1 pseudogene is annotated in these 315 nt (G+C 44.4%); it reads left to right on the top strand.

The window, feature by feature from the left end:
- Window positions 1–315, top strand: a pseudogene (locus EGI31_RS15280) (hypothetical protein); the annotation flags it as partial.

Below are 315 nucleotides of genomic sequence, written 5' to 3'. Positions count from 1 at the left end.
CGGTTTCGATTACTGGAACAGATACCTTGACTTGTGCTTTGACAATAGTCTCCAGAACTGCCTCAGGTGGAATTTCTTACGCTTGGTCTAACGGACTTGGAAATAATGCAACGGCAAACATCTCCGCCCCAGGAACATATTTCGTGGCAGTAACTGCTGCCAATGGTTGTGTGACGAATGACACCACGGTTGTAATTCAAAATAACACTACTCCAACGGTTTCGATTGCTGGAAATGATACCTTGACTTGTGCTTTGACAATAGTCTCCAGAACTGCCTCAGGTGGAGTTTCTTATGCTTGGTCTAATGGTATTG

It is taken from the genome of Lacihabitans soyangensis (genome assembly GCF_024343775.1).
GTDB classification, from domain to species: domain Bacteria; phylum Bacteroidota; class Bacteroidia; order Cytophagales; family Spirosomataceae; genus Leadbetterella; species Leadbetterella soyangensis.
This window is presented reverse-complemented; position numbering and strand designations above follow the sequence as displayed.